We start from the raw sequence: 18,887 nt of genomic DNA on the forward strand, positions 1-18,887 counted from the left end.
GCCGGACGGCGGTGCTTCTCGCAATGCGCACCCGAGGTAACAGCCCGGGTCGGCACCACGAAGGAGCGGGACCCATGACCTCAGCCCAGATCGAGAACGTCGTCCCCGACGCGGTCGACCTGTTCACCACCGCCCACCGCCTCGACCCCTACCCGGGCTACCGCCGGCTGCGCGAGGCCCCCAGCCTGACCGACATCCGCCTCGGCGACACCGAGGTGACGGTGCTGTCCAGGTTCGCCGACTGCGCCGCCGTGCTGCAGAGCGCCACCTGGGGGCACGGCAACGCCGACCGGCTCAGCCCGTTCTGGGACCAGGAAGCGAGCCTGCCGGGCTCGTTCATCCGGATGGACCCCCCGGACCACCGACGCCTGCGCGGCCTGGTCAACAAGGCCTTCAGCGCCCGGATGGTCGCCGACCTCACCCCCATGATCACCCGGCTGGTCGACACCCTCGTGGACCGGGCCGTCGAGGCCGGCGGGCTCGACGTGGTCCGGGACCTCTCCGCGCCGCTCGCACTCGCGATGGTGGGCCAGCGGCTGCTCGGCGTACCCGAACAGGACGCCGACCAGCTGCGAGCCTGGGAGCTGGCAATCGCCCGCGGCACCGACCCGGAACCGCTGCTGACCACCGAGGAGATCACCCGCCGCGACCAGGCCGGAGCAGGCGTCGTCGCATACCTGATGGACCTCATGGAGCGCCGCCGCGCCCACCCCGAGAACGACCTGCTCAGCCGGCTCGTCGCCGTCGAAGAAGCCGGGGACAAACTCAGCGCCGCCGAGGTCATCGGCATCTGCGTGCTGCTCCTCGTCGCCGGCATGGAGACCAGCATCAACCTCGTCGGCAACGGCATCCTCGCACTGCTGGACCACCCCGACCAGCTCGAACTACTACGCCACCAGCCCGAACTCGCCGGCCCGGCCATCGAAGAAATCCTCCGCTACGACACGCCAACCCAGTTCACCATGCGGGTCGCCCTCACCGACACCACAATCGGCGACCGCCACTTCCACCGCGGCGACGGTGTCATCGTGCTGATGGGATCCGCCGACCGAGACACCGAGGTCTTCACCGAACCCGACCGACTCGACGTCACCCGCTACGCCCCGATCGGCCGCTCCCCCCGCCACCTCGGCTTCAGCCTCGGAGCGCACTACTGCCTCGGGGCACCCCTCGCCCGCCTCGAGGCATCAACCGCCATCAGAACCCTGCTACAGCGCGCACCTGGACTGCGGCTCGCCACCAACGAACCCCTCTCCTACCAGCCAAGCATCATCCACCGAGGCCTGACCTCCCTACCCGTCGAACTGACCCCCGACGCGGCCTGATCCCACACCTCACCTCGACCGCAGACCGAGCCACACAGCCCGCTGGTGGGCATCCGGACAAGCCCTGCGGTGGTCCGGTTCTCTCGATGCCTCGCCCTCACCGAGGGCTGCGGGCCGGATCGTAGATCAGGGCCACCACCGTCCAGCCCTGAGAAGCGCGGAAACTACTGACCGGCCGGCAGATGCCGCATTGACAAGATTGTCTTTAAGAGGCTTGGCGAGGTAGCTGTTCGTCGTCCTCTATCGCCGCGTTGACGATGGTCGTCGCCTGGCTGACGCGGCGTCCGACCTCGTCGGCCCGCTGCTGGGAGAGCGCCCGCAGCGGATGGACGCCGACGCTCACCGTGACCTGGCCGGTGTGTCGGTCGAACACGGGCGCGGCGATGGCCGTGACGGGCCGCCGGTCACCGTCGCCCCCGTCGCCGGCCTGGAATCCGAGGGTGGTGATCTCAGCCAGGAGCCCGTCGACCATGCGTCGCACAGGCCGGGTTGTCGGGTCGTCGTGGAGGGTGGTCATGAGCCTTGCCGCCTGTGCCATGGCGGGGCCCATGCGCTCGACGCTGAACCCGCGTTCGCGGGTGGCCGTGAGCAGGCTGCCGAGCCGGTCGGCCAGCGCGGGGTCTGTGATCGCGCCGCGTTCCATCCAGGCGCGGCGCCCCTCGCCGTCCTCCCACGCGGCGAAGGTCACGCCGAAGGGTGCCGCGAACGGGAGACGGTCTCCGGCCGCGACGTCGGCGACCTGGCAGGGGCCCAGTTCGAAGGTCGTGATGACCAGCTCGTCGCCGACGCGCTCGGTCACCGCCGCGGGATAGCCGAGGTCGTTCGCGAGCTGGCGGACGACGGCCTGGGCCGCCTGGCGGCGGGAGCGCTGGGCGGTGGCCCGCGCCGCCGCCGCTCCGAGGGCAGAACCGAGGCTGAAGGTCCTGTTGATCGGATCGCGGATGGCCCAGCCGCGTTCGCAGAGCGTCACCATGATCGCGTGCGCGGTCGCCTGGGTCAGGTCGAGGTCACGGACGAGGTCGCGCAGGCGCGGCGGCTGCCCGGCCCGCCGGGCCAAGAGCTCGAGCACGTCGAGTACCCGCGCCGTCGGCGGCGATGCGGCATTCGGCACGACTTGACCTTCCTCCCCCACCCACCCTACGTTGTCGAAAGAACGACGATATCTCATCGAATGTTCGACAATCTGCACCTGTCCAGTCGGTCCCATGCTCCTGGTGCGGGCCGGGATGGGCTCAACCGTGCGGTCGCGCCCGGATCAGCGCAACCTCGGCAACACCACCCGCGCGGCGGGGCGATCACACCGAAGCGGAGGCGAGACACCATGCGACCCGAACTGATCAACACCCAGAGGAGAGGACGCAAGATCGCCCTCACCGCCGACGAGATCGACACTCCGCTCGCCGAGCAGCGGGTGTGCCGGGTCGCGACGCCGACCTCCAGCGGCACGCCGCACGTCAGCCCGCTGTGGTTCGTCTGGGACCACACCTCACTGTGGCTGTACTCCGTCGTGCGCAGCAGCGGTGGGCCGACCTGCTGCGAGACCCGCGGGCCGCCGTCGTCGACAGACGCGTTCTTCGACAGACGCGTTCTTCGACCGCCGACCACCCGTCTGGACGGCCCGCTGACCGCGGCAGGCCCGGCCCGGACACCACGAGAACCGAACATCCCGAAGATGACGAGAACCAGGTGCACATGAGCCATCCCGACGGCAAGATCGTGCTGGTCACCGGCGGCGCGAGCGGCTTCGGCCGGGAGATCACCACCCAGCTCGCCCACGGTGGCGCGACCCCGGTCGCGCTCGACATCAACGCCGCGGGCGCCGAGGAACTAGCGGCCTCCCTCACCGCGGCGGGCCACCCGGCCCGCGGCGTGGGCCTGGACGTGCGTGACCGCCAGGCGTTCGCCGACGTCGTCGACCAGGTCGTGGCGGACTACGGGCGCGTCGACGTGCTCGTCAACAACGCCGGCATCATGCCCCTGGCCCACTTCTCCGACCACAAGCGGGCCGCGGACGCCTGGGACCGGTGCATCGACATCAACCTCAAGGGAGTGCTGCACGGCATCTACGCCGTCCACGACCACATGCTCCGCCAGGGCGGCGGCCACATCCTCAACCTCTCCTCGGTGTACGGCAACGCGGGGATCGCCGGAGCGGCGGTCTACGGCGCGACCAAGGCCGCGGTCGCGACCGTGTCGAACGCGCTGCGCGTCGAGAGCCAGGGCCGCATCAAGGTGACGATCGTCCGCCCCAGCGGCGTGCTGGGCACCAACCTCTTCACCGAGATCCTCGACTTCAACGCCGTCGCGGCCCTCGCCGCGCACCGCGGTCCTGTCCTCCAGGAGCACATCCAGCAGTTCGCCGGCGGCACGCTGCCCACCGAGATGTCCGACCCGCACAACGCCCGCTACTGGTCGCTGACCGCCCCCCAGGTCGCGGCGGAGATCGTCCGCTTCATCGACCAGCCGCTGGGCGTGGCCATCACCGATGTGACCCTGCGAGCCACTGGAGAGGACTATGTCTTCTGACACCGGCACCGACCTCGCCGCCGACCCGAGCGACCAGCCGGCCAGCGGCCGGAGCCCGCTCGAACGCACGCTCGAGGAAACCCTCGGCCTGTTCGGCAGCCTGACTACCGAGGAGCTGGAAGCCCCGTCCGCCTGCGACGGCTGGACGGTCCACACGACCCTCGCGCACCTCACCCTCAGTGTGGCCGGATTCGCCGGGCTGCTGCCGCTCACCCCATACGAGCAGGAGCTGGAGTTCGAAGCCGCGGTCGACGCCCACACCCGGGAGGTCGCCGCGCGGCCGACCGCGGAACTCCTGGACATCGTGCGGTCGTCGGTGCCAGCCGTACTGGCCACCTTCGGTGGACTGACCGACGAACTCGCCACCATGCCCGTGAACATGGGCACCGCCGGCAGCTACCCGCTGGCCAGCATCGCCGACGCCATCGTCTTCGACCACACCTGCCACACCCGCTGGGACGTCCTCGCGCCCCGCGGACCGATCCAGCGCACCCTGCCCGACCTCGACGGCGAACGCCTGACGGCGGCGAACCGCTGGCTCATCGGCGGCATACCGCAGATGACCACCGACCACTTCCGCGAGCTGCTCACCGACCCGATGGCCATCGTCCTGACAGGACCAGGCGGCACAGCCATCCGGGTCCTCCCGCACGCGGCCTCGGTCGAGAACCACGGCGACGCCTCGGCGGTGGACGACCAGGCCCGGGCAACGGTACGCACCAGCGCCACCGACTTCATCCTCTGGGCAACCGGCCGCGAACCACGGCACAACCGGGTCGAGACCACCGGCGACACCGCGTACGCGAACACCGTGCTCGACGCCTTCCGCGTCTACTGACCTCAGCCGACGCGGCCATACCCCTCCGGTACGGGTGAACGCCGCCGGCACCCGGCGCGGCTCGCTGGCCGGCCTGGTCCGCCTCCGTTCCGGCCAGCGACCCCACCTGCCTTTACCGCGGCTGCCCCGGCGAACAGAAAGCTCCCGCTCATGACCCGTCAGCGCGGGAAACCCGCCGCCAGCCGCTCGCGGGCCGAACGCGGGTGCGGTGTGGCGACACGCGGAAGAAGACGGTCGTCTCAAGGAACTGGGCGGGCGGGCTGGGCCAGATCGCTGCCAGCTCCACCAACGCGACCTTCGGGCCGTGTCGGTCCGGCAGGCTGAGGAAAAGCCTCCATCCCGGCGGTGCCGCCAGGAGGCCGGGAACGCGTGCCTCAGAGGAGTCCTGTTGGAGGAATCTGTACCGTCTGGATGCGTCGTACGCCCTTCTTCAGAACGGTGACGTCGCCGGTCGCCCGCGCTCGGCAGGCGAGTCCTACCCGGCTGAGATCGCGCCGCCGGGCGCCGGGGAGGCGATGCTCGAGGGCTTCCTGTTCCTCGTCGTCGGCGGGGGTGAGGTGCTCGGCGCCGCTGAGCACCTCGACGTGGCAGACGGTGCACGTGGCCTGGCCGTGGCAGGTGGTGGGCCAGTAGTACCCGAGACGCCACGCCGCCTCGATGATCGTCTCTCCTGGATCCAGTGGCAGGTCGGCGCCGAGAGGGTCGACGCGCACCACCGGCCCCGGTCGCCGTCCACCCTCCTGCCCGGTCACAGAACACCGTCCGAAGCGGGCATCGAGGGTCACCTCAGCGGTCGACGAGCGGGGCGGACGGCGGAGCCGGGTACATTGCGTCACCCCGCGACGCGTTCGCCAGAGGCGACGAGCGCGGCATGCTTCATGCCGATGTAGGAGAACACGAAACTGCCACCGATGCTGGCACCCGCGCCCGGGCAGGTGCGGCCCATCACCGACGCGGTGCAGTTCCCGGCGGCGTAGAGACCGGGGATGGGCTCGTGGTTGGTGTCGAGCACGCGGGCGTAGGTCAGCCGAAGCAGCACAACCTGGCATCCTCGCCCAGCGCCCTGCCCCGGCCGGGCGAGGGCCGGACGCTGGAGGGGTCACGATCAGCCCCTACGGGCGCGACTGCCTTGACCAGCGCGGATTGGATTTCGGGACGCACAACCTCACCTGGTCCGGGCGAGGCTCAGGATCACGATGTCCGGGCTGTCGCGCCGACGGGACTGGACGACGAGGGACCGGCGTTCGGACGGCTCGCGCTCCACGATGCCGGATCCCGGCTCGGTCCGGTGAAGTTCTTGCGAGGGCATCTTGCGTACTGTACGGTACGGTACTTAGCTTGGAATAACGAGCGTTCCGGCCGTCCCGACAAAGAAAGAACTGCCATGCAACGCTTCGCCGACAGCACCACCTCTCTGTCGCGTAATCACTGGTACATCGCCGCCCTCGCGGACGAACCGACCACGGCTCCGATCGAGCGCCAGTTATTAGAGCGCAGCGCGCTCCAGATGCGCCGAGCCGACGGAACGCCCGTCGCGCTGTCGAACCGGTGTCCCACCACTCGTTCCCACCCGCGAAGGGCAAAGTCGACAACGATTATTTCTGGGCCGTCTCGCGTGACGGCGCGACCAGTGACGACGCGATCTCCGACGAGGTCCGGCGCACCCAGCGCTACGTGTTCCACCAGGACGTAGGAAGAATGCGCTGGATCGAACAGCTCTGCGACGGCGACGGCGACGGCGTCCATGAGACCAGCGTCGCCGGGACCGGCCCGGCCTGCCGCTGCGCCGCCACCTCGCCCTGATGGCCGAGCAGGAGGCCCGGCCGGTCGGTATGCCGGAGCTCGTGGCGTGACCGCCGGAGCCGGCACACCCTGCTCCCGCTATGCAGGGCGCACGTCCGGGCCACCGGCCGGCCACCGGGACACACCGTGAAGGAAAAAGTGGACGGCGTCCACGATGCTCTCCCGGATCTCATCTCCGGTCGGCAGAGTCGGCGCCCCGGTCAGCAGGCGCATCTGGGCGTCGCCGAGCATCGCCTGATAGAGCTGCGCGGCGGCTTTGACCGGATCCGGCAACGCTATGAGGCCGGCGTCGCAAGCCTGCCGCAGATATCCGCCGAGAACGGCCTGGCCGACCGCTGGTCCGTGTTCGAAAAAAGCCGCCCCCAGACCCGGGACGCGTTCGGCCTCGGCGGTGACGAGCCGATGCAGCGCGATCGACGCCGGGCTGAGTGCGACGGTCGCGAAGTGCCCGCCCAGCGCGATCAGCGTCGACGTCAGGTCCGCGTCGCCGGGAGTGAACGAGCGCAGCGGAGCCAACCGTTCGTCAAGAAGGCTCTCGACCGCGGCGCGAAATAGCTCGGTCTTGTCACCGAAATGTTTGTACATCGTCGACTTCGACCCGCCGACCTCGGCGAGCACGTCCTCCATCGTCACACCGGCGTACCCGCGCGCTGTGAACAGCTCGCCGGCCGCCCGCAGGAGAGCCTTCCGATAGTCCACCGCCTTCATCCTCGACACGAATCCCATGCTAGCCGCCGCGACGAATGTCGACGGCCAACGAGGTGCCACCCACGGCCGTCCTGACGGCGCTCACCCGGCCCGGACCTCCGTCGGCGCCCGCGACCGGGCGGCCGCGGCCTCCGAAAACTAGATCGACTCGTCCGGAGCTCGGAGCGCCGTCCCGAGCCCCGGAAAGCGTCCCGGCTCGACATCGCGCGCTCATTTCCGCACCGATTCCGCTACCGGCGCTCCGAAGTGGGCGTGGCCCACCGGAACACCGCGCATACCGCCAACCTCGCCCGGCGGACCCACCCAGGGCGCTACGAGGATCGCGGCCCCAGACGTGAGAGGAAAAATCCGTGAGAACTACTCGACGAATTTTCGGCCTGACCGCGCGGCGCCAAGCACGCACGAGAGTCGTCTTATTATCGGCGCTGGCCGCGCTTCTGCCGGCCGCGGCCTGCGGCTCCTCCGGCTCGACGTCGGGCGACCAGCCACCGACGTCCAGCCCGGCTTCAACCCGTGGCGATGTCGCGGCCATTGTCAGAGAGCTGTCCCAGCCGCTGCCGGCCTACCCGGTCCCGACGACGCCGTTGGAAGGGGTCACGCAGCTGCGCGGGAAGGTTGTCTACTTCATCCCCATCACCCGGCAGGCGCCGCAGCTCAACGTGACCGGAAAGGCGCTGACCGAAGCGCTCGGCTCGGTCGGGATCGAGGTGCAGATCTGCGACGGCAAGGCGAACCCGTCCGATATCTCGGCGTGCGTCAACCAGGCGACCGGCGCGCGCGCGGGCGCGATCATCACCGACTCGGTCCCCTACGCGCTGGCCGCCAACAGCTTCGCGGCCGCGCAGGCGAAGAACATTCCGGTCCTCGTCACCGACCAGATCCCCGACCCCGCGCACCCGGTCAGCCCCAAGCTCGGATACCTGGAAGGTTCCGGCACGAAGGGGCTGCTGGCCATCGCCGACTGGATCATCGCCGACTCTGGCGGGAAGGCGACGGTGGTCATCAACGTCGCCACCGACACCGCCTCGACCCAGGCCTACGTGGCCGCCGCGCAGAAGGAGTTCAGCGCTCGCTGCCCCAGCTGCAAGGTCACGCTCAACAAGATCTCGTCGGCGAACTTCCAGCTGATCGCGCCATCGACCAGCTCGGCGATCCTCTCGACTCCCGGCGTGAACTACGTGGTCTCCGAGTTCGAGGTGTACCTGCAGCCGACGTTCGCCGGTGTCCAGCAGTCCGGTCGGGCTGCCGCCATCAAGGGGGTGTCCACGGCCGCTCAGATCAACGGCCTGCAGATGCTGGCGGCCGGGACGTTCCTGCACATGGACGTCGGTCAGGCCGCGGCCTACCAGGGCTGGGCGGACGCGGACGCCGCGCTCCGGATGATGCTGGGCAAGGAGCTTCCGAGCTATGACATTCCCGTCCGGATCTTCACGCGGGACAACATCAAGGACATCTCCGTCACCACCGCGGCGGAGGCCTCGGGCGAGTGGTACGGGCCGACCGACTTCCCAGCGAAGTTCAAGACTCTCTGGGGACTGAGCTGAGCACCTGACCGCGAGCCACCCACTCCGGGCGGGATCGGTGGCCTCCTTGCCGGTCAGGACAGCCGATCGGGCAGGGAGGCCGGGAACCTGCCCAGCTCCATGACGACAACGACAAGAGGTCCAGGGGTGTTCGGCGCGCCGCCGCGGCGCGCCGAACACCGCCAGGCCACGCCGGCGGCCACGGAGTTCCGACCGGGCCACCCACGTCAACACGGAGCGGCGGCGTTGGCAGGTCGCCGACGCTCACCTCAGCACGTCGCGGGCGCGGATACGGGGAGACGCCGAACAGGCGGCGGTACACGCGGTTGATCTGGACGGGGCCGTCGTAACCGACGAGATATCCCATACCGGTGACGTCGCCCGCGCGGGCAACTAACGGTGAAAGGATCGTCATGTGCTTTACAGATTGCTGTGCCGGGCTGCACGCTCCCTCGCGGCGTTCAATTCTGCGGACGGTGGCGGGTATGGCCGGGGCGGCCACGACCGGGGTTCTCGCCGCGGGTTTCCCAACGCAGGCCGCGGCGACGCCCGCGGCCTCCTCGTTACAAACCGCGACCGCCAGTGGTAAAGGCACCCATCTGGTGCTGCTCGGCACGGGCGGCGGCCCGCTGCCGGTAGCGGGACGGGCGGGTATCTCCTCCGCGCTGGTGGTCAACGGCAAGACCTACGTCATCGACTGCGGGCGCGGTGCCGTGACCCAGTTCATGCAGGCCGGGCTCGACATGAAGTCGCTGTCGGGTATCTTCCTCACTCACCTGCACGCCGACCACACCGTCGACTACTTCTCCTTCCCGCTCCTCGGCGGCACAGCCTCGATCAAGTTTGAGAACACGCTGGAGGTGTACGGACCCGGATCCCCGGGCGCATTGAACAGCCAGAGCGGCAGGGAGGTCACCTGGTTCAGTCCCGGCAACCCGTTCCCCGGTACCGCCGACCTGACCCGGCTGGCGGCCGAGGCATGGGCCTATGCCACCAACTCCTTTACGGCCGAGGGCATCGGTGTGCCACCGGCCGGCCTGTTACACGTCCACGAGATCGCCCTGCCCGACGTCGGTGCCACGGTAACCAACACAGCCCCCTCGATGACCCCTTTCGCCGTCATGGAGAACGACGACATGAAGGTGACGGCGACCTTGGTGCCGCACGGCGCGGCATTCCCGTCATTCGCCTACCGTTTCGAGACCGCCGCGGGATCTGTCGTCTTCTCCGGCGACACCGCGCCCACGGCGAACATTCCGGTCCTGGCAAAGGACGCGAACGTACTGGTACATGAGGTCATCGACCTCTCGTGGTTCAAGGACCAAGGCTACCCAGCCGCATTGGTCACTCACCTGCAAGAGGTTCACACCCCTATCTCCGAGATCGGCCGGATCGGAGCCGAGTCCGGCGCCAGGAAGGTTGTGCTGACACATTTCGGCCCCAACGACCCGAAGGCTCGCTCCGAGCAGTGGTGGGCCGCACAGGCCCGAGCCAGCGCCAAGAACGGCGGCTACAAAGGTCCGGTTGTGGTCGGAAAGGACCTTCTGTCCCTGACGGTATGACAAAGTCAAAGACTGTTTGACCTTTACACTGCCGCGCCGGATCCCCTGGAGCTGCCGAAAAACAGCTTCCTGTGTTTGGGTGGCACCTGGGGATGGCGGAAAGGGAGAAGGATCCGCGGCGGGCGCCGCGCTGCCGGCGCTGGTCGAGCCAGACCTGCGTAGGGACCCGAGTCCCCGCCACGGCGGACGGTGAGATCGGCCCGGGCGTTGGCGGCCGAGCTGACCCGGTCCGGACACCCGGTCGGAGCCGACACCGTGACCGGGCTGCTCAGGGCCAGAGGTTCTCCCCGCGGGGCACGTCCCGGACGACCGAGGGCGCCCGACACCCGGGCCCGGACGGCCCGTTCCGCCATATCAACGACCGGGTGAAGGAGTTCACCGCGGCCCGACAGCCGGTGGTCAGCGTGGGCACCAGATCACTAGGTAGACCCTGAGGGCAGGGTGCGCGTGGGTTCCCCCAGCGCCCTTGCGACCGCAAGCCAAGAGCGGTACCGTACCGTACAGTACAGTTCCTGCCGTCGAGTTGTAGAACCCCTCCGCCCAATCCCGCGGCTTACTCAGCTGACCACCTTCTCGTCGCGAGGATCCCAGGACGTCAGGTCTTGGGCCGAGTTCTCCGGCGAGGCAACCGCTTGGTGGGCGGATGGACTGCACCATCGACCTCCGACCTCGTGTCCTTGTTCATCGTCGGGCAAGGCCGAGCACACGGCGACGACTGGAAGGATGTCCCATGGCGAGTCTCGAGGACGCGATTCGTGAGGCCGGCGATCCGCTGACGCTGATGCGCAGCGGGCGGTCGGGAGCATTCCCGTTCCCGATCCGGGCCGAGTTCACCAACTGGCGCGATGAGCAGGAGAGCTGGCGTACCACCGCCGCCCTGATGGACCTGTCGCACCACATGACCGACCTGACGGTCGACGGCCCCGATTGCTATCGCCTGCTGTCCGACTTAGGCGCAAACACCTTCAAGGGCTTCGGCCCGATGAAGGCCAAGCAGTTCATCGCCTGCAACCACGACGGCTACATGATCGGCGACTGCATCCTGTTCTGCCTGGCCGACAACGTGGTCCGGCTCGTCGGGCGACCACCGGCGCTCAACTGGGTGCAGTTCCACGCCGAGACCGGCGGCTACGACGTCACCTTGCGCCGCGACGAGCGCACCGCGCAGAACCCGCGTGGCCGGGAGCTGTTCCGCCTGCAGCTGCAAGGACCGAACGCGGCGCGGATCTTCGAGAAGGTCAACGGCGGCCCCATGCCCGATATCCCCTTCTTCACGATGGGCAAGTTCGCTGTCGGCAGCCACCAGGTCACCGCCCTCAACCATCGAATGTCGGGATTCCCCGGCCTGGAGTTCTTCGGGCCGTACGCGGAGATCGACGATGTCCGGGGCACGCTCCTCGAGGCCGGCGCGGAGTTCGGCGTCCGGCAGGTCGGCGGCCGCGCCTACGCCTCGGTGGCGACGGAGTCCGGCTGGATCGCCAGCACAGTGCCGGCGCTCTACACCGGGGACGACCTCAAGGCATACCGCGAGTGGCAGAACGCCAGGAGCTTCGAGGCGAACCTCTCGCTCGGCGGCAGCTTCGCCCCGGACAGGGTGCAGGACTACTACACGACACCCTGGGACCTCGGCTACGGTCACATCCTGAAGTTCGACCATGACTTCATCGGCCGCGACGCGCTGCAGCGGCGAAAGGGTGAGCCGCACCGCAGGAAGGCGTGGCTCGTCTGGGACCGCGACGATGTGGCCCGAATCTTCGCCAGCATGTACGAACCGGCCGACAAGCGGTTCAAGTACATCGACATGCCGGCGGCGTTCTACTCCGGGGCGCAGTTCGACCGGGTGGAGAAGGACGGACGCCTCGTCGGGGTGTCGACTCTGTGCAGCTACACGTCGAACGTGCGCGGCTGGATTTCGATCTGCATGATCGACGAGGATGGCGCGGCCTACGGTGACCACGTCGAGCTGGTCTGGGGTGAGCCGAACGGCGGCTCCGCCAATCCCACGGTGGAGCGGCACACGCAGACCACGATTCACGCCACCGTCGTGGATCGGCCGTTTCCTGCCGACAAGCGCTGAGCTGCGGTATCCGCGACGCGCGTGGGTGTGATGAGCCGGACGTGGCACCGCCCATCACCGCGTTGCCGCGTCCGCGGCCCGCGGCTGCGATGTCCGGAACCGGGTGCCGTTGAGGAACGTGTTCACCGCGTGGGTGATGCTCGACTCGATCTCCTGCGAGGTGGGCCGGTCGGCGGTATTCATCAGCAACCGCATCTGCAGCGAGCCCAGCATCGCCTGGTAGAGCTGGGATGCCGCCAGCACCGGGTCCGCGACTTCGATGACGCCTGCATCGCGTAGCGCGCCGAGGTAGCGGCCGAGGATGGCGTTACCGACCGCGGGACCGTGTTGGAAGAACGTCTGCCCCAGCCCGTCGACCCGTTCCACTTCCGACGTCACGAGACGATGGAGCGCAATGGCTCCGGGATCGAGCACGATCGCGGCAAAATGCCGTCCAAACTCCCGGAGAGTTTCGACGGGGTCGCCGCCGCTTGGATGAAAGGAGGTCAAGGGTTGACTGCGCTCGTCGATAAGCATTTCCACGGCGGACCGAAACAGCTCGCTCTTGTCACTGAAATACTTGTATAGCGTCGCCTTCGAGCCACCCACGGCGGTCTGCACGTCATCCATGGTGACTCCCACAAACCCATTCGCGATGAAGAGCGCGGCCGCCTCGTGCAGTATCCGCGCCCTCCGGCGCCCACTATCCACCCGGGAAGTATAGCTTGACCACCGCATCAGGACCCGCGTGTCGTCCGCCACCTCACACCGATTCACCGCCAGTCACCTGGGCCGGCGGAGGCGCGAGACCGGCCGTATGCAAACCGAGCACGCTTCGGGGGACACAGACCTGTGCAGTGGACGACATAAGGAAGTGTGATGACAGCCCCAAGTCTTCAGGACGGCATCGACAGGGCCGGCTCGCCGTTACGCCTGCTGTGGAAGCCGGGCGCCGCGCCCTGGACGCCCGAGGTTGTCGAGCGCGAGTACTTGGGCTGGCGGCAGGAGCAGGCCGCCTGGCACGACGGGGTGGCCATCTCGGACCTGTCGCATCACATGTACGACATGGTGATCGAGGGGCCGGACGCGACCAGGCTGCTTGCCGCGGTGAGCGCGAACAACTACGAGACGTTCGCGATCGGCCAGGCCAAGCAGATCATCCCGGTGACGGCCGAGGGGTACATCGTCACCGACGGAATCCTGCTGCGCCGGGCCGAGCAGCGGTACACGCTCAGCGGCATTCCGGCGTCCCAGCACTGGGTGCGCTACCACGGTGAGCAGGGCGGCTATGACGTCACCTTCGCCACCGACCCGTCGTCGGCCTTCCGCGGTGGCGGCGACCCGAAGCTGTTCCGTTACCAGATCCAGGGACCGCTCGCGCGGCAGCTGGTCGAGCGCGCGTTCGGCGGGCCGCTGCCCGCGACCAGGTTCTTCCACTCCACGGCGGTCACGCTCGGCGGACGGAGCTTCCGCGCCCTGCGGCACGGCATGGCCGGACAGCCCGGTTACGAGTTCGTCGGTGACTGGGCGGACGGCGCGTACGTCAAGGAAATGCTGATGCGGGCCGGCGAGCCGTTCGGCCTCGTGCATGTCGGCGCGCTGGCTTACACCACGGCGTCCGTGGAGAGCGGCTGGATCCCTTCACCGACGCCCGCGATCTACACCGATCCGGACCTACTGGGCTACCGCCGCTGGCTGCCGCTGTTCGGGATCGAGGGACAGCGGCCGCTGCACGGCAGCTTCTACTCCGACGACATCGAGGATTACTACGTCACGCCGTACGAGCTCGGGTACGGCCGCCTGATCCGCCTGGACCGCGACTTCATCGGCCGCGACGCGCTGGAGAAGGCCAAGGACGCGGTCCGTTGGGCGAAGGTCACGCTGGTCTTCGACAACGACGACGTTCGCGCGGTGCTCGGCGACGAGCCGGGCTTCGTGCTCAGCTACGCCCGCCACCGTGTCGAGGCCGGCTCGGCGCTGGTCGGTACGACCTACCACATCGCTTCGTCACACCCGTACGGATCGATCATCGCGCTGTCGCTGGTCGACCGGGCGCACGCCGCGCCCGGCACCCGGGTGGAGGTCGTCTGGGGCGAGCATCCGGGCGCGGGGACACTGGCCGACGCCGATCTGGGATTCCCGCGCATCCGGGCCACCGTGCAGCCCGCGCCGTACAACGAGCACGCGCGCACCCGGTACCGCCACAACGACCAGTAACGACACATCCAGCAGTAACAAAACGGGCCGACCGGGTCAGCAAGTGTCACGACGTCGTCCGTTGCCAGTCGGCCGGCAGCGGACCTCCGTCTCACCGCCGCGCGGCGCGGCCAGCTGGCGAGCCTTCCCAGCGTGACGGCCGCGTCGCGGCGGCGAAGGGGGCCTGCGTCGCCCCCGGCACAGAACGGACACTGGAACCGAGGAGAACGATGACTTCCTTACCTGTCGAGCAGGCCGGGCGTCTCACCGCGCTGTTGCACGACGTATCCCTCGAAATGACCGGCAAGGACATTGAGGAACTCGAACTGGCGCGGGAGTCCATCCCAACAGGCACCCGCATCAACGTGACCTTCCTCGGCAACGAGGATCTACGGATGCGGCTGCTCGCCGCCAGTGCCGTCAAGGCATGCGGCTTTGTCCCGGTGCCGCATATCTCGGCCCGCCGGCTGGAGTCGCGGGCGTCGCTGGAGGTGTTTCTCGCGGCTCTGCAGGCCGACGGCACCGGCGAGCACGTCTTCGTCGTCGGCGGTGATCCGAGCACCCCACACGGGCCCTACGCGGACGCGTTATCGGTCATCCAGTCCGGTCTTCTGGAGCAGTATGGCGTCCGCCGTGCCAGCGTCGCCGGCTATCCCGAAGGCCACCCCGACATTCCTGACCAAGTTCTCTGGCCTGCCCTCCAGGACAAGCACGCGTCCCTGACCGAACGCGGCCTGGCCGGTGATGTCATCACGCAGTTCGGATTCGACGTCGACTCGGTCCTAGCCTGGGTCTCGGCGCTCCGCGAACGCGGCGTCGACGCGCCGGTCCGTATCGGCGTGCCCGGCCCGGCGGGGGTGCGGCGGCTGCTGCGCTACGCCGCGCGGTTCGGCGTCGGTACCAGTACCTCGATCGCGAAGAAATACGGCCTGTCGCTGACCAACCTCATGGGCACCGCCGGGCCCGACCACTTCCTGCGCACCCTCGCCACGGATTACGACCCGCGGCGGCACGGCGAGGTCAAGCTGCACTTCTACACCTTCGGCGGCCTGCGGACCACGTCGGAATGGATCGATCATCTTAGGAAAGAAGACTGACGTGACGGTAACCCAGGAAGCTTCCGCGCCGCGCACGTCACCGGCAACAACCAGGATCCAGGCATCGCTGATCGTGCACGGCCGTGACCAGACCGGCATCGTGGCGGCCGTCGGCTCGGTGCTCAGCCAGCACGGGGCGAACATCGTGTCGTTGGACCAGTACTCCGACGACCCTCAGGGCGGATCGTTCTTCCAGCGTACGGTCTTCAGTTCCGACCGGCTCAAGGCGATACTGCCCCAGATCGAGAAAGACCTGCGGGCGCGGTTCGCCAAAGGCTTCGAGCTGCATTACACGCTGCGGGACACGTCGATTCCCCAGCGCGTCGCCATCTTCGTTTCCAAGGCCGACCACTGCCTGCTCGACCTGCTCTGGCGGCACCGCGGCGGCGAGCTCCCGATCACCTTATCCATGGTCATCTCCAACCACACCGACGTCGCCGACGAGGTGCGCGCCTTCGGCATCCCGTTCTTCTTCGTACCGTCGGCCGGCCCGGACAAGTCCGCCGCCGAGGCCGAGCACCTTCGCCTGCTCCGCGGCAACGTGGACTTCGTCGTGCTGGCCCGCTACATGCAGATCCTCTCCGGCGACTTCATCACACGGGTCGGAGTGCCCATCATCAACATCCACCATTCCTTCCTCCCGGCCTTCATCGGCGCCGGCCCGTATGCCAAGGCAAAAGAACGCGGTGTGAAGCTCGTCGGCGCCACGGCGCACTACGTCACCGAGGACCTCGACGAGGGCCCGATCATCGAGCAGGACGTCGTCCGGGTCACCCACGCCGACACCGTCGCCGACCTGCAGCGCCGCGGCGCCGACGTCGAACGGCTCGTACTGTCCCGCGCCGTGCGCTGGCACAGCGAGGACCGCGTCATCCGCCATGCCAACCGCACCATCGTCTTCGCCTGAAAGCCTGGGGAGCCGATTCATGACCATGAAGATCGACGGCACGGCGATCGCGCGACGGGTTCGCGCTCAGGTCGCTGCCGACGTCGCGGCCGCCTTCCCCGAGCCAGACACCGCTCCGGGCCTGGCCACGATCCTCGTCGGCGACGACCCGGCCAGCGCCGTCTACATCGCGAGCAAGCGTCGCGCCGTCCGCGAGGCCGGCATGCGCGACCTGCACCGCTCCCTGGCAGCCGACGCCACCCAGACGCAGGTCGCTGCGGTCATCGACGAACTGGTCGCCGACCCGTCCGTCTCCGGCATCCTGCTGCAACTGCCGCTGCCTCCCCACCTCGACCCAGCTCCGCTCATCGACCGGATCCCGGCGGCCAAAGACGTCGACGGCCTCACCACCGAAAGCGCTGGCCTGCTCGCACGCGGTCTGTTCGGGCTGCGACCCTGCACACCCAGCGGCGTGATCGAGCTCCTGGACGCCGATGGCATCAAGATTGCCGGAAGGCACGCGGTCGTCGTCGGCCGATCCGCGCTGGTCGGTCACCCCATGGCCGAGATGCTGCTGCAGCGCGACGCCACAGTGACCATCGCGCATCGGCCGACCACGGACCTGCCGGCGGTGACCCGACTCGCGGACATCCTGGTCGTGGCGACCGGCGTGCGCGGCCTGATCGGGGCCGAGCACGTCAAACCCGGCGCCATCGTCATCGACGTCGGTATCCACCGCACGAAGACCGGGCTGACCGGCGACGTGCGCACCGCGGAGCTCGAGGGCATCGCCGACCGCGTCACCCCGGTGCCCGGCGGCGTCGGACCCATGACGATCGCCATGCTCATGGTCAACACGCTGCGCGCCGCTCAATGGGCCCAGCCACAGCCGTAGGCACGTCGCCGCCGCCCAGCGCCGCACTGGCGGTGATGGCCAGCAGAGTTGCGCGACGCACAAACCAGAACACGTCCCGCCCTTCCCGCAGAGAAGCCCCATGACGATTCCGCACCTCTGGGCTCGCTTCGACGACCTCGTCGCGGGCCGTGCCCTTGCCTTCCCGCCGCCGCACCAGGTACTCACGACCGAGCGCCCAGACGAGGTAGCCTCCGTGCTGGCCGAGGTAGAGCGCGCCACCGCGGCGGGTGCCTGGGCGTTCGGATACGTCTCCTACGAGGCAGCGCCGGGACTCGACCAGGGGCTGGCCGTGGCGCCGGTGTCGGCCGATGACCCGCCGTTGATCTGGTTCGGCCTGTGCGGCGATCCGGTCGAGGTCCCGCCGGTGCCCCCGCCGTCGGCGGCCCAAGGCCCCGCGCGGTGGACGCCGGACTGGACCGCCGGCGATCACGCGCGCGTCGTCGCCCGTGTACGCGAGCACATCGCGGCGGGAGAGACGTACCAGTGCAACGTCACCGACCGGCTGCGCGCCACCGTCGACGGAGACCCCTACCTCCTCTACGCCCGTCTCGCGCGCGCGCAGCTCGCGGCGTACAACGCCTACCTCGACCTCGGCCGGTTCGTCGTCATCAGTGCCAGCCCGGAACTGTTCTTCGACTGGGTCGGGGACCGCCTCTGGACGCGGCCCATGAAGGGCACCGCCGCGCGCGGTCGCACCCCCTCGGAGGACCGCGACCAGGCGCGACGGCTGCGGACAAGTCCCAAGGAGCTCGCCGAAAACGTCATGATCGTCGATCTGTTGCGCAACGACCTCGCCAAGGTCGCCCTCGTGGGCAGCGTCGAGGTCACGCAGTTGTTCGCCCTCGAGCGATACCCGACCGTCTGGCAGCTGACCTCCGAGATCACTAGCCGTCTGCATCCGGACCGCGGCCTCGTGGACATCTTCCGCGCGCTGTTCCCGTGCGGCTCGGTCACTGGCGCGCCGAAGCGGCGCAGCATGGAGGTAATCCGCGAAGTCGAGACTGGCCCGCGCGGGGTGTACTGCGGAGCGGTCGGTCTCGTCGCACCGCCGTCCGCGCCGTTCCGGGCCCGTTTCAACGTCGCGATCCGAACGGCGGTGGTCGACCGGCAAACGGCTTGCGGAGTGTACGGCGCCGGCGGAGGCATCACCTGGGATTCCCGGCCCGCCGCTGAGTGGACCGAACTCCTCGCCAAGGCGGCGGTGCTCACTCGAAGGGCCACGCACGCCGACCGTCGTGCCGATATCCCGGGCACTGCGCCCGTCAGCGGCCTCGTGACATGACGTACCGCACCGTACAGTTCACATCCCCGCCGACGACCCGATCCATGACTGCTGACCTTCTCCGCGGCCATGGCGCGGTCGCGGGTGCCAGCGGCGCGGGCGGTGGGATCAGCGGGTCGAGGCCGCGGTCGGGCTGTCCTTTGCTGCTGGTGCGAGGCGGCGTCGCGAA

Annotated in this window: 16 protein-coding genes and 3 pseudogenes; 14 read left to right on the forward strand and 5 right to left on the reverse strand. The window is 68.9% G+C overall.

Going from position 1 to position 18,887, the window contains the following annotated elements; translation table 11 throughout:
* The first annotated feature begins 74 nt into the window (after nucleotides 1–74).
* Nucleotides 75–1,325 (forward strand): cytochrome P450, encoded by a 1,251-nt coding sequence (locus tag QOZ89_RS24855; protein WP_312625600.1) that lies wholly within the window; start codon nucleotides 75–77, stop codon nucleotides 1,323–1,325.
* A gap of 205 nt (nucleotides 1,326–1,530) precedes the next feature.
* On the opposite strand, the gene QOZ89_RS24860 is transcribed toward QOZ89_RS24855, so the two are convergent.
* Nucleotides 1,531–2,436, reverse strand: a complete 906-nt coding sequence (locus tag QOZ89_RS24860; protein ID WP_312625602.1) for a helix-turn-helix domain-containing protein — start codon at nucleotides 2,434–2,436, stop codon at nucleotides 1,531–1,533.
* Between the two features lie 210 nt (nucleotides 2,437–2,646).
* Here QOZ89_RS24860 and QOZ89_RS24865 point away from each other — a divergent pair.
* The 3 genes and pseudogenes from QOZ89_RS24865 to QOZ89_RS24875 form a co-directional block, all read left to right on the forward strand.
* A pseudogene (locus QOZ89_RS24865) lies at nucleotides 2,647–2,885 on the forward strand (pyridoxamine 5'-phosphate oxidase family protein); the annotation flags it as partial.
* A gap of 132 nt (nucleotides 2,886–3,017) precedes the next feature.
* Entirely contained in the window at nucleotides 3,018–3,851 is an 834-nt protein-coding gene (locus tag QOZ89_RS24870; protein ID WP_312625636.1) for an SDR family oxidoreductase, read from the forward strand.
* Nucleotides 3,841–4,689, forward strand: a complete 849-nt coding sequence (locus QOZ89_RS24875) for a maleylpyruvate isomerase N-terminal domain-containing protein (protein WP_071046376.1) — start codon at nucleotides 3,841–3,843, stop codon at nucleotides 4,687–4,689. Before QOZ89_RS24870 ends, QOZ89_RS24875 begins: the two co-directional genes overlap by 11 nt.
* A gap of 374 nt (nucleotides 4,690–5,063) precedes the next feature.
* Here the strand turns inward: QOZ89_RS24875 and QOZ89_RS24880 are convergent, their stop codons facing one another.
* Together QOZ89_RS24880 and QOZ89_RS24885 are read right to left on the reverse strand one after the other, a co-directional pair.
* Nucleotides 5,064–5,441: a 2Fe-2S iron-sulfur cluster-binding protein gene (locus QOZ89_RS24880; RefSeq protein WP_241841433.1), complete on the reverse strand. Its 378-nt coding sequence runs from the start codon at nucleotides 5,439–5,441 to the stop codon at nucleotides 5,064–5,066.
* Nucleotides 5,442–5,521: 80 nt separating this feature from the next.
* Nucleotides 5,522–5,710 (reverse strand): annotated as a pseudogene (locus QOZ89_RS24885) (FAD-binding protein); the annotation flags it as partial.
* A 527-nt stretch (nucleotides 5,711–6,237) separates the two neighbouring features.
* Here QOZ89_RS24885 and QOZ89_RS24890 point away from each other — a divergent pair.
* Nucleotides 6,238–6,492, forward strand: coding sequence for a hypothetical protein (locus QOZ89_RS24890; protein WP_071046374.1), 255 nt, complete (start codon nucleotides 6,238–6,240; stop codon nucleotides 6,490–6,492).
* 78 nt (nucleotides 6,493–6,570) lie between these two features.
* Here the strand turns inward: QOZ89_RS24890 and QOZ89_RS24895 are convergent, their stop codons facing one another.
* Complete coding sequence (locus QOZ89_RS24895; protein ID WP_083418018.1) at nucleotides 6,571–7,218, reverse strand: TetR/AcrR family transcriptional regulator; 648 nt, start codon at nucleotides 7,216–7,218, stop codon at nucleotides 6,571–6,573.
* 332 nt (nucleotides 7,219–7,550) lie between these two features.
* Here QOZ89_RS24895 and QOZ89_RS24900 point away from each other — a divergent pair, with 332 nt between their 5' ends.
* The 4 genes and pseudogenes from QOZ89_RS24900 to QOZ89_RS24915 all read left to right on the forward strand — a co-directional run bounded on the left by QOZ89_RS24900 (nucleotide 7,551) and on the right by QOZ89_RS24915 (nucleotide 12,362).
* Nucleotides 7,551–8,744 (forward strand): substrate-binding domain-containing protein, encoded by a 1,194-nt coding sequence (locus QOZ89_RS24900; RefSeq protein ID WP_241841432.1) that lies wholly within the window; start codon nucleotides 7,551–7,553, stop codon nucleotides 8,742–8,744.
* Nucleotides 8,745–9,208: 464 nt separating this feature from the next.
* Complete coding sequence (locus tag QOZ89_RS24905) at nucleotides 9,209–10,285, forward strand: MBL fold metallo-hydrolase (protein WP_157910403.1); 1,077 nt, start codon at nucleotides 9,209–9,211, stop codon at nucleotides 10,283–10,285.
* Between the two features lie 32 nt (nucleotides 10,286–10,317).
* Nucleotides 10,318–10,701 (forward strand): annotated as a pseudogene (locus QOZ89_RS24910) (ISAzo13-like element transposase-related protein); the annotation flags it as partial.
* A 314-nt stretch (nucleotides 10,702–11,015) separates the two neighbouring features.
* On the forward strand, nucleotides 11,016–12,362 hold the full coding sequence (locus QOZ89_RS24915; protein ID WP_071046372.1) for an aminomethyltransferase family protein: 1,347 nt from the start codon (nucleotides 11,016–11,018) through the stop codon (nucleotides 12,360–12,362).
* Between the two features lie 54 nt (nucleotides 12,363–12,416).
* On the opposite strand, the gene QOZ89_RS24920 is transcribed toward QOZ89_RS24915, so the two are convergent.
* The gene (locus QOZ89_RS24920) at nucleotides 12,417–13,079 is read right to left on the reverse strand and encodes a TetR/AcrR family transcriptional regulator (RefSeq protein WP_274536482.1); all 663 of its coding nucleotides are present in this window, start codon (nucleotides 13,077–13,079) and stop codon (nucleotides 12,417–12,419) included.
* A gap of 141 nt (nucleotides 13,080–13,220) precedes the next feature.
* Here QOZ89_RS24920 and QOZ89_RS24925 point away from each other — a divergent pair, with 141 nt between their 5' ends.
* The 5 genes from QOZ89_RS24925 (at nucleotide 13,221) to pabB (ending at nucleotide 18,718) form a co-directional block, all read left to right on the forward strand.
* The gene (locus QOZ89_RS24925; protein ID WP_312625612.1) at nucleotides 13,221–14,558 is read left to right on the forward strand and encodes an aminomethyl transferase family protein; all 1,338 of its coding nucleotides are present in this window, start codon (nucleotides 13,221–13,223) and stop codon (nucleotides 14,556–14,558) included.
* A gap of 209 nt (nucleotides 14,559–14,767) precedes the next feature.
* Complete coding sequence (locus QOZ89_RS24930) at nucleotides 14,768–15,634, forward strand: methylenetetrahydrofolate reductase (protein ID WP_071046370.1); 867 nt, start codon at nucleotides 14,768–14,770, stop codon at nucleotides 15,632–15,634.
* A gap of 1 nt (nucleotide 15,635) precedes the next feature.
* Nucleotides 15,636–16,541 (forward strand): formyltetrahydrofolate deformylase, encoded by a 906-nt coding sequence (gene purU / locus QOZ89_RS24935; protein WP_071046369.1) that lies wholly within the window; start codon nucleotides 15,636–15,638, stop codon nucleotides 16,539–16,541.
* Between the two features lie 19 nt (nucleotides 16,542–16,560).
* Nucleotides 16,561–17,415, forward strand: a complete 855-nt coding sequence (locus tag QOZ89_RS24940; protein WP_071046368.1) for a bifunctional 5,10-methylenetetrahydrofolate dehydrogenase/5,10-methenyltetrahydrofolate cyclohydrolase — start codon at nucleotides 16,561–16,563, stop codon at nucleotides 17,413–17,415.
* A 100-nt stretch (nucleotides 17,416–17,515) separates the two neighbouring features.
* A complete protein-coding gene (gene pabB / locus QOZ89_RS24945; RefSeq protein ID WP_083418016.1) occupies nucleotides 17,516–18,718 on the forward strand; it encodes an aminodeoxychorismate synthase component I in 1,203 nt (400 codons plus the stop codon).
* Nucleotides 18,719–18,887 lie beyond the last annotated feature (169 nt).

The sequence above is a fragment of the Pseudofrankia coriaricola genome (assembly GCF_032027725.1).
Lineage (GTDB): Bacteria > Actinomycetota > Actinomycetes > Frankiales > Frankiaceae > Pseudofrankia.